This is a genomic window from Streptococcus agalactiae ATCC 13813 (genome assembly GCF_000186445.1).
In the GTDB taxonomy this organism is placed as follows: Bacteria; Bacillota; Bacilli; order Lactobacillales; family Streptococcaceae; genus Streptococcus; species Streptococcus agalactiae.
Map to the genome: position 1 here is coordinate 1,416,420 of NZ_GL636070.1, position 9,872 is coordinate 1,426,291.

Here is a 9,872-nt window from a genome sequence, read left to right on the forward strand (position 1 = left end):
TAAAACCCACCCTTATTTAAGGTGGGTTTTAATATTACCTCTACTGAACTTTGTTAGGTTTCTGATTTATCGCTCCCGCAATTTTTTATCAAGGTTTACCATTTCAATAGCCGAAAGAGCACAATCATAACCTTTATTTCCTGCTTTTGTTCCTGCCCTCTCAATAGCTTGTTCGATGTTATCCGTTGTTAGAACACCAAAGATATGAGGGATATCTGACTGGCTATTTAAATGACCAATACCTTTTGTCACCTCATTACAAACATAATCATAATGATCAGTGCTGCCTTTAATGACTACCCCAAGACAGATAATAGCATCATAATCTTTATATAATGCCATTTTTCTAGCCATATAGGGGATTTCAAAAGCACCGGGTACCCATACAATATCTATATCTTCTTCTGAAACACCATGTCTCAGCAGTCCATCTACTGCTCCTGATAATAATTTAGATGTAATCAATTCATTGAAACGTAAGACTACGATTCCTATTTTCATTTCGTTTGCCACTAATTGTCCTTCAATAATTGTCATTTTTTCTTCCTCCTTTAATCTAAAAGATGTCCCATTTTTTCTTTCTTAGTTTTTAAATAATTAAGGTCATAAGCTGTTGCTGCCACCTGTAATGGCACTCTGTTTTTGACGCAAATTCCTTCTGCTTCAAGTTGTTGGATTTTATCTGGATTATTGGTTAGTAAGTTTATAGAATTTATACCTAAATCTTTTAAAAGTTGAGCACTAACTCCATAGTCTCTCTCATCTCCTTCAAAACCTAAAGCCAAATTAGCTTCTAAAGTATCTAAGCCTTCTTCTTGCAAATGATAAGCTTTTAACTTATTAATCAAACCAATTCCTCGACCTTCCTGTCTCATATAAAGAAGGACGCCACGACCTTCAGCCTCTATTTGTTGGAGTGCATTAGCCAGTTGTTCCCCACAATCACATCTCAAGGAATGAAAGACATCACCTGTCAAACATTCTGAGTGTAAACGACATAAAACATCTTCACCACTACTAATATCCCCTTTAACAAGGGCAACATGTTCCTTATTTGCCACAACTTCGCTATATCCATAAGCCGTAAAATGACCGAATTGCGTTGGTAGCTGAATCTCAATTTCTCTAACCACCCCTCCCTCTTCTTGACGTCTATAGTCTTGCAATTGTTTTATGGTAGCGATAGCTAAATCGTGCTTTTGAGCAAATGCTAATAACTCATCCTTTCTCATCATACTACCATCTTCAGCCATTATTTCACAACAAAGTCCACATTCCTTTAATCCAGCTAAACGACATAGGTCAACGGTTGCTTCAGTATGTCCATTTCTAGCTAAAACTCCTCCTTCCTTGGCTAACAAGGGAAATAAGTGCCCAGGACGTCTAAAGTCTTTAGCTTTGCTACTGTCGTTAGCAACCATCTTAGCTGTCAAAGCTCTATCTTCCGCAGAAATCCCAGTACTAGTTGATAGATGATCAATGGATATGGTAAAAGCTGTTTCATGATTATCAGTATTATGGCTAGCCATTTGAGCTAATTCTAACTTTTCAGCATAGTAATTAGACAGAGGTAAGCAAATTAATCCTTTCCCAAATTTAGCCATAAAATTAATCGACTCTTTTGTCACCATTTCAGCCGCACAAATAAGGTCCCCTTCTTTCTCTCTATTTTCGTCATCCATCAAAACTACCATTTCCCCTGATTTGATGTCTTGTAAAAGTTTTTTTATTGGACTAAAGGCCATTAGCTTTCTCCTCTCTCTTAGTAGCCATTTTCTGATAAAAAAGACCAATCCATTACCGATGAAGTGTGATTAGTTCTATTAGTCGGTGCTAAAAATTTCTCAGCATATTTGCCTAAAACATCCACTTCGATATTTAATAAATCCCCAACCTTTTTTAAGGATAAATTAGTTTGTGCCATCGTGTGGGGAATGACCGAAACTTCAAAAGAATGCTCTGTAAATGATACCACCGTTAGGCTAATCCCATCTAGAGCCACCGAACCTTTCTCTATAATATAAGACATAATACTAGGCGGAGCATCAATTGAAAATCTGACAGCAATATCATCTTTTTGGATTTTTTCTATTTTTCCAACCCCATCCACATGTCCAAGAACAAAATGCCCCCCTAACCTTGAGTCACTTCTGAGTGCTAATTCTAAGTTAACTTTAGAATGAAGTCGTAAAGCAGCTAAGCTTGTTCGCATCATACTTTCTGGCATGACGTCTGCTATAAAAGCTGTTTCACTTTTGTCAAGAACCGTCAAACAAACACCATTAACAGCTACGCTATCCCCTTTTCTTAATAAAGGGACTAGTTTGGGAGCATCAATACTTAATTGTTGGGACTTTATGCCATTCCGAATACGACTGACTTGACCCATTTCCTCAATAATTCCTGTAAACATAAAGTTCTACCTTTCCTTCAATAACAACATCAGAATCCATACGACTAAGTTCAATATCTTTTACTCTGAAAGCTTGGTTAAGCCAATCCAAGCCTTCTCCAGAAATAGCTGTTTTTGCTTTCAGACCTCCTATTATTTTGGGTGCAATAAAAACAATTAGTCTGTTAACAATACCAGCTTCTAAAGCTGAAAAATGTAAACTACTTCCTCCTTCAATAAGAAGGCTATCAATCCCGTCTTGTCCTAAAATAGTCATTAATACTTTCAAATCCAGCTTTCCATCTTTTCTTGGAACCTTAATCAAACGGCAACCCATTTCTTTTAATGTTTGTTGCTGAGCAAGATTATCTGAACATGTTGCAATCCATGTTGGTATTGTTTTAGCACTCTTAACTAGGTAAGAGTCTAAAGGTATCTTCAACTGACTATCACATACGATCCTCACAAGCGCTTCACCTTTAGGAATACGGCAAGTTAAACGTGGATTATCAGCTAATACAGTATTGATACCGACCATAATAGCACTACATTTTTGCCTCAATTTCTGAACAGATTGTCTTGAGTGCTCATTTGATATCCACTTAGAATCGCCCGTCTTTGTAGCTATCTTCCCATCTAAAGTCATAGCATATTTCAAATAAACAAAAGGCTGCTTATAGGTCATGTGAAAAATAAATCTTTCATTCAGAGCATCGCATTCTTCTCTTAGGATACCAACTTCAACATTTAAACCTTCTTTTCTTAACAAGGCAATCCCTTTTCCTGAAACTAAAGGATTTGGATCTAAACTTCCAACTACTACTTTTTTGATGCCAGATTTAATAAGAGCTTCAGTACAAGGTGGTTGCTTACCCACATGACAGCATGGTTCTAAAGTCACGTACAGAGTACTTCCAGAGATATCCTCATCAGCATTTTTAATAGCCTGTCTTTCCGCATGTAAATCTCCAAATCGTTTATGATAACCTTTGGAAATTATACGATCATCTTTAACAATAACAGCACCTACTAATGGGTTGGGAGCAACGAACCCCATACCTTTCTCAGCCTCTTTCAAGGCTAATGCCATGTAGTCTTCTTTTTTCATCATTTCCTTTTTCCTTCTAAAATAAAAACCCTTAGCTTCTAAAATAGAAAACTAAGGGGAGGGATGAGAAGTCGTTGATTATACTAATTAGCATTATATTTTGGGTAGCACAAAAAAACTGCAAGTAGCAGACAATCACTGAATTCTTCTCTCATCCAGACTTTACTGTCGGTACTGGAATCACACCAGTTCATGCTCGAAAGCTCGCGGACTATACCGCCGGTTAGGATTTTCACCTGACCCCGAAGAAATTCTATTTGACAGTTATTTTACTAAACTCATTTTTATTTGTCAATAAAAATAATGTGTTTTTTATTATAAAATAATAATTAAGTAGCTCATCTATTCTTATCTCTACAAGACAGTATATCTATACCATGAAGCAATCTTTCGAACTAATCAAACAAGAATCGATAGTATTATTGGATTATATTTCTTAAAAAATTCACTACAGATATAGTTTACTCCACTTAAATAACTTAGGTAAATCTACGGAACTAAAAATAATCGATAGAAATCTGTTATTTTGTTATTTCAAATGTAACTGTTAAGAAAATAGTTCTCTAATACTAAACAGCACCTCAATCGATTATTAAGTAGCGTTAATTTTTAATTGTTTTTCTATTTTCTATTTGTTATAATGGCTTGAGATTACTAGAAAGTATAGTATTACATGAATCAAAATCATTCCGTCAAAAGATCCTTATCCGAAGTTAATCAGAGCGTTGAGGTTCCTCACAATAGCTCTTTTTGGAACACTTTAAGAGCTTTTCTTGGACCTGGAGCTTTGGTTGCAGTTGGTTATATGGATCCAGGTAACTGGATTACTAGCGTTATTGGTGGAGCTACCTATCGTTACTTACTATTGTTTGTTGTTTTAGTATCTTCTTTGATGGCGATGCAATTACAACAAATGGCTGGCAAGCTTGGTATTGTTACACGACAGGACTTAGCACAAGCAACAGCTTCTCGACTCCCAAAACCGCTTCGTTACCTGCTATTTATTATCATTGAGTTAGCCCTTATCGCTACTGATTTAGCAGAAGTCATTGGCTCTGCCATTGCTCTTCACTTATTATTTGGCTGGCCACTGTTACTGTCTATCATGATTACTATTTTGGATGTATTCTTACTTTTACTCTTAATGAAGTTAGGCGTCCAAAAAATTGAAGCCTTTGTTTCTGTTCTCATATTGACAATTTTGATAATCTTTACATATTTAGTTGTTTTATCACAACCTGATTTAGATGCTATGTTCAAAGGATTTTTACCACACCATGAGCTTTTTAACATATCACATGAAGGAAAAAATAGTCCTTTAACCCTCGCTCTTGGCATTATCGGCGCAACAGTCATGCCACATAATCTTTATTTACATTCTTCTTTATCTCAGACTAGACGCGTGGATTATCATAATAAATCTTCAATAAAAAAAGCTGTACGTTTCATGACCTTAGATTCTAACATTCAGCTATCACTTGCATTTGTCGTGAATTCGCTACTATTAGTCTTAGGAGCTAGTCTATTTTATGGGCATGCTAATGATATCAGTGCCTTTTCTCAAATGTATCTTGCCTTATCTGATAAAACTATTACTGGTGCAGTAGCCAGTTCTTTCCTTTCTACCCTTTTTGCAGTTGCCCTACTAGCAAGTGGTCAAAATTCAACGATTACAGGTACTTTAACAGGACAAATCGTTATGGAAGGTTTCCTTCACTTCAAATTACCTCAATGGTTAATAAGGCTTTGTACTAGATTATTAACTCTTCTTCCAATTTTTGTTATCGCCCTACTAGTTGGAGGCGAAGAAAATACGTTAGATCAGCTAATCGTCTATTCACAAGTTTTTCTTTCCTTAGCTTTACCATTTTCAATCTTTCCATTGATTTATTTCACGTCGCAAAAATCAATTATGGGAGAGCATGCTAATGCTAAATGGAATACCTATTTAGCATACCTTGTCGCCATCATTTTAACATTACTCAATTTGAAATTAATCATGGATTTACTTTAATACAATACAAAAAGCCCCACTAATGAACTGAACCTCTATCATGAGACATACATCTAATGATAGAGGAAAGTACATAATGATGGAGCTTTTTGTATTTCTTTTAAAGAACCCGTGAGTAAGGGCTAGTATTTTTTTGCTTGTACCTCTCCTTGACATTATAATAACCGATGATGAAAAACGATACGCCAAGGATAATTGCTGCAATCAAAGATAAAATTTGGATACTAAAATATAGGTGTTGAAAATTTCCTTCTAAATGTGCTTTAAAAACCATCAACCAAGCCCAAAAAACGGATAAGATTAAGTAAGCATTTTGTAATACCCTAGCTAGGTAAAGACTTAAAACAGTTATAAAAATCAAGGCAATGATAGCTATATATACCTTTGGTAATGGGTAATTAAAATCAATTTTAACTAAGTAGACCGCTAAATTGACCAATGACGCAACTAGCAACCATCCTGCATGAATTCCAAATGTTATTCTAAGCAGTAATTTTGATTTATTTTTACTTAGTATCTTGATAATGATAACCAGAAGAATACAGTAAGCAAAAATTATTATTGTTGATAGGCCAATCAAATTACTCGTAAAAAATACAGTCCATATATTATTAACTAATAGAAGACCCCAAAAGTATGGAAAAATGCTAGCAAAGTTATCTTGGTAAGATTGACTCTTACTGAATATAGCTCTTAATATTACTAAAAAGGTCAATAAATAGATGACTGACCAAATTGAAAAGGCTAATGGTGCTGGTGTCAAGAGCGTTTGATAACGATCAGACAGACTCTTCGGACTGTTCCCTGTTAACAAACCTGTTGCGGATAAATAATTCACTATTATTGTTAAGATAAAGACTAACAATAATATCTTACTTTTAAATGAATGTCTAATCATAGAGGCCTCCTTTTACCTCCATTATAATTCTTTTAGTTTAAAAATTCTATTTTTTTAATCAATATGTTTACTGAATACTCGTTTGTCTCGACAAAAAAAGTGGTTTTTGAAACCACTTTTTATTTATTTACGAAAAGCATCTAAAATGACTTTAAATTCTTCATTAGATAAAGTGATACCTTTACCCATTTTTGTATGATCTGGACTCCATGTACGCAAATCAAATTTAGCTGGCGCTCCGTTGAAGCTCACACGATTCAACTCTTTTGTCCAACCTTTTTCATTTTCAGATAGGACCAATAACTTCTCAACAATTTCAAATGTAAATTCTGACATTTTATACCTCCACTTATACTATTCGTTATTTTTATAGATTTTTGTTCTATTTAAATGAACTTCTTCTATTTTAACAATTTTTAGTAATATTGACCATGTAAAATGACAAAATAGTTATAAAAGTATCTAAGCTCTTATAGTCTTGCTAGTACCATCATTTTGATAAAGGTTCACTAATCCTTCTTTACAAGCACGAATCATATCCCCTTTTTTTACTGGATTTGGTAATGTTATGGTTAATAATTCCATCGGATTTGGAGCACGGTCTATTTTATTTCCTTCAGCATCGCGCAGACCTTCAATAAAACATTCAAAGTGACGGAAGCCAGGACCATAGAATTCTACGCGATCTCCTTCCATAATAACATTACGCTGACGAATTGTAGCCTCCATTTTAGCATTGTCAAATGAAACCACTTCCCCAACAAATTTGTATTGAGGAATTTTACGACGAGCTCCAAAGAGTTGTTCATTTTCAGTTGGTGTATGGTAGTAAAAACCTGTTGCTAATTCGCGTTGTGCAACCTTCCAAAGTTCATCAATCAAGTCTTCTTTAATAGCTTCAAAAGCTTCTGGACTTTCCATATAGGCATCTACAGCAGCTTTATAGCAATTAGTTACTGTAGAAACATAATGAATGGATTTCATACGTCCTTCTATTTTTAAACTATCTACGCCATTTTCAATCATATCTGGAATATGCTCAATCATACACATATCCACAGCTGACATTGAGAAAGGTTCTGGAATCTCGCCTTTTAACGATTGACGTTCTTGTCCAAATGGCATATCGTAGAGGTCATATTTCCAACGACATGACTGAGAGCAACCGCCACGATTAGCATCACGATGGCTCATATGGTTTGATAGAACACATCGTCCTGAGTATGAAATACACATCGCGCCATGAACAAATGCTTCTATCTCAACATCTGTCCTCTTCCTGATTTCAGCCAACTCTGCCATAGTAACCTCACGTGCTAATACGACACGAGTAAGCCCCATCTCTTTCCAAAATTCAAAAGTTTCATAGTTCGTGGAAGAGGCTTGAGTTGACAAATGAATTTCTAAACCTGGTGCTTCTGTAGCACAAATAACAATAAGAGCAGGATCTGAAACAATGACTGCATCTAGTCCCATATCACGTAATTCACGAAACCACGGACCTGCCCCAAGCTCATTACCTTCATGAGTAACCATATTAGCCGCTACATAAACTTTAGCATCTCTTGCATGAGCATAGTTTATTCCCTCTTGTAACTCTTCCATAGAAAAGTTACCAGCTCTACTTCGAAGACCATACGCTTGACCTCCAACAAATACAGCATCTGCTCCATAATCAATAGCAACTTTTAATTTTTCTAGTGTTCCTGCAGGTGATAAAACCTCAGGGCGTTTTTTTACATTAGACATCTTATATTTCCTTCTATTTTCAAGATAAAAGAATTATTTTCTATATTAATTAACATACCAATCGATATGCAGTTCTTAGTGTAATTGGCTACGCTTTGAAATAGAAAACTTTCACGTAGCAAATAAATCTTATTTTACTGTTGATGGGTCAAAATCATAAAATCCAGTATCTAAACCACGTCCTTTAGGGTGCAGTTTTCTAATTCGTTCATCAAACAAGAAAGCCTGATCCTGAGTGAATGTTCCATTTTCAATCAAACGAGCTGTTTCGACAAAAATTTCAGCAATAGCAACAAAATTATCTCCTGGACAATAAATACCATCTAATTTCCAGTGAGTAAAGTGATGTTCAACTAGTTCAGTCACTTTAGTCATCATATTGATATCATTGTTAATAAAAATATGAGTTCCATGCTTATCTTCGTAAATAGAATAGTGACTTTCTGGATCACCTGGTTCTGCTAAAAAAAGACCACGCTCACGTGTTTTTTCATCAGTGATATGAGTAAAATTATAATAGTTTTGCAATAACGGACGCTTAGAGTGATGAATTACAGAAGCCCCATAAACTAAAATCTCAGCAGGAAATTCAAGGTTCTCAGACATCTTAAAAAGTTCCTCAGAAGGTATTTCACGTGCTAAAACTGTTTCTACTGCTCCATGTTGTCCCCAAAAATTAACTTGACGACTTGATGTAACGAATACAGAAGTGTCGTAGATAAGTTTGAAGTTATAACCATCACGCTTGTTGATATAAAATACTCCTGCATCACCAACTACCAAATAATCCACATTAATTTCTTTCATCAACTCCAAAAATGGTTTGATATTATCCATCATCTCTTGATGCATGAGTGCATTACAAGCTACTGTCAATTCTTTACCAGCATCATGTACCAATTTAGCGATTTCACGCAATTCATCGTCTGAAAATGAATGTGGTAAACGAAGACCGTAATTTTCTTCCCCTACGTAGATGCGGTCAATTCCTATTGCTAGCAATTGCTTTACTTGTTCAATAGATTCAGCTGTCGCTGTCAAAATTATTTTTTCCATAATTAGTATTATAACAAACTTTCAGCATTTTTAAGCATATTTCTTGACAAGAATAAATAAAAAATATTCTTTTCGAAAATTATATCACTTTAGAGGTTAAGCACTATCAGATAAGAAAAAATATAGTATTGAAATACTATACGAAATTATATCTATTTTTTTCCTTTCCAATTTAAAAAAGTAAGGAAAGTAGTAAAAAATACTTTTAGTATTCTACTACTAATATAGGCAATGTTTTTGTTTTTTTGAGAAAAAACTTTTATTTTAACTCATAGTATCAAAAAACTAGTGACAAACTCTATTATTTGTGATATGATATGCTAGTATCAAAGGAGAAAGCTATGTCATCACCACTTAAGCAAGAGCAAACTCACGAAAGCAAAACAGAGCAAGCTCAACCAAAATTTCAAGTATTTCAAGAATTTGATCACAGTGCTAAGTTGCGTGAGCTAGTCTTTTTTGCTCGTATCGCTCTCTTCAGTATAACCACTGTGCTAATCTCTTTCTTATTACTAGCACTAAGTTTAACACCTGTCTGGAGTTTCTTACTAGCGATGCTGGCAAGTCTAGCAGTTACATCTGCAGTCTCTTCATTCATTTGGTCACTCAGACAATAAAAATCTCATAAAAAAGAAGCTACTATAGTAGCTTCTTT

General features: G+C 34.9%; 10 protein-coding genes and 1 riboswitch. Of the genes, 2 read left to right on the forward strand and 8 right to left on the reverse strand.

The annotated features are described in order from the left end of the window. Positions 1-66 precede the first annotated feature (66 nt). Genes ribH through ribD form a run of 4 tightly spaced genes read right to left on the reverse strand, consistent with a single transcriptional unit; the run spans position 67 to position 3,503 of the window. Complete coding sequence (ribH, locus tag HMPREF9171_RS106560) at positions 67-537, reverse strand: 6,7-dimethyl-8-ribityllumazine synthase (RefSeq protein ID WP_000152411.1); 471 nt, start codon at positions 535-537, stop codon at positions 67-69. 14 nt (positions 538-551) lie between these two features. After that, positions 552-1,745, reverse strand: coding sequence for a bifunctional 3,4-dihydroxy-2-butanone-4-phosphate synthase/GTP cyclohydrolase II (locus tag HMPREF9171_RS106555; RefSeq protein ID WP_000885812.1), 1,194 nt, complete (start codon positions 1,743-1,745; stop codon positions 552-554). Positions 1,746-1,762: 17 nt separating this feature from the next. Beyond that, positions 1,763-2,413: a riboflavin synthase gene (locus HMPREF9171_RS106550; protein WP_000493859.1), complete on the reverse strand. Its 651-nt coding sequence runs from the start codon at positions 2,411-2,413 to the stop codon at positions 1,763-1,765. Next, the gene (gene ribD, locus HMPREF9171_RS106545; RefSeq protein ID WP_000975995.1) at positions 2,394-3,503 is read right to left on the reverse strand and encodes a bifunctional diaminohydroxyphosphoribosylaminopyrimidine deaminase/5-amino-6-(5-phosphoribosylamino)uracil reductase RibD; all 1,110 of its coding nucleotides are present in this window, start codon (positions 3,501-3,503) and stop codon (positions 2,394-2,396) included. The genes HMPREF9171_RS106550 and ribD overlap by 20 nt, the downstream gene beginning before the upstream one ends. A gap of 136 nt (positions 3,504-3,639) precedes the next feature. Continuing rightward, a riboswitch (FMN riboswitch) is annotated at positions 3,640-3,754 on the reverse strand. 419 nt (positions 3,755-4,173) lie between these two features. Between ribD and HMPREF9171_RS106540 the strand changes: the two genes are divergently transcribed. Beyond that, the gene (locus HMPREF9171_RS106540) at positions 4,174-5,514 is read left to right on the forward strand and encodes an Nramp family divalent metal transporter (protein ID WP_001073014.1); all 1,341 of its coding nucleotides are present in this window, start codon (positions 4,174-4,176) and stop codon (positions 5,512-5,514) included. A 100-nt stretch (positions 5,515-5,614) separates the two neighbouring features. Here HMPREF9171_RS106540 and HMPREF9171_RS106535 read toward each other — a convergent pair whose 3' ends face one another. From HMPREF9171_RS106535 to HMPREF9171_RS106520, 4 genes are all read right to left on the reverse strand, one after another. Continuing rightward, positions 5,615-6,412 carry a TspO-related membrane protein gene (locus HMPREF9171_RS106535; RefSeq protein ID WP_000618017.1) on the reverse strand — a complete coding sequence of 266 codons (798 nt, stop codon included), beginning with the start codon at positions 6,410-6,412 and terminating at the stop codon, positions 5,615-5,617. Between the two features lie 123 nt (positions 6,413-6,535). Next, a complete protein-coding gene (locus tag HMPREF9171_RS106530) occupies positions 6,536-6,748 on the reverse strand; it encodes a YdbC family protein (protein ID WP_001288869.1) in 213 nt (70 codons plus the stop codon). 126 nt (positions 6,749-6,874) lie between these two features. Further along, complete coding sequence (locus HMPREF9171_RS106525; protein ID WP_000073158.1) at positions 6,875-8,161, reverse strand: peptidase U32 family protein; 1,287 nt, start codon at positions 8,159-8,161, stop codon at positions 6,875-6,877. Between the two features lie 129 nt (positions 8,162-8,290). Further along, the gene (locus HMPREF9171_RS106520; RefSeq protein WP_000411251.1) at positions 8,291-9,217 is read right to left on the reverse strand and encodes a peptidase U32 family protein; all 927 of its coding nucleotides are present in this window, start codon (positions 9,215-9,217) and stop codon (positions 8,291-8,293) included. Positions 9,218-9,558: 341 nt separating this feature from the next. Between HMPREF9171_RS106520 and HMPREF9171_RS106515 the strand changes: the two genes are divergently transcribed. Then, a complete protein-coding gene (locus HMPREF9171_RS106515) occupies positions 9,559-9,834 on the forward strand; it encodes a DUF3270 domain-containing protein (protein WP_000097985.1) in 276 nt (91 codons plus the stop codon). Positions 9,835-9,872 lie beyond the last annotated feature (38 nt).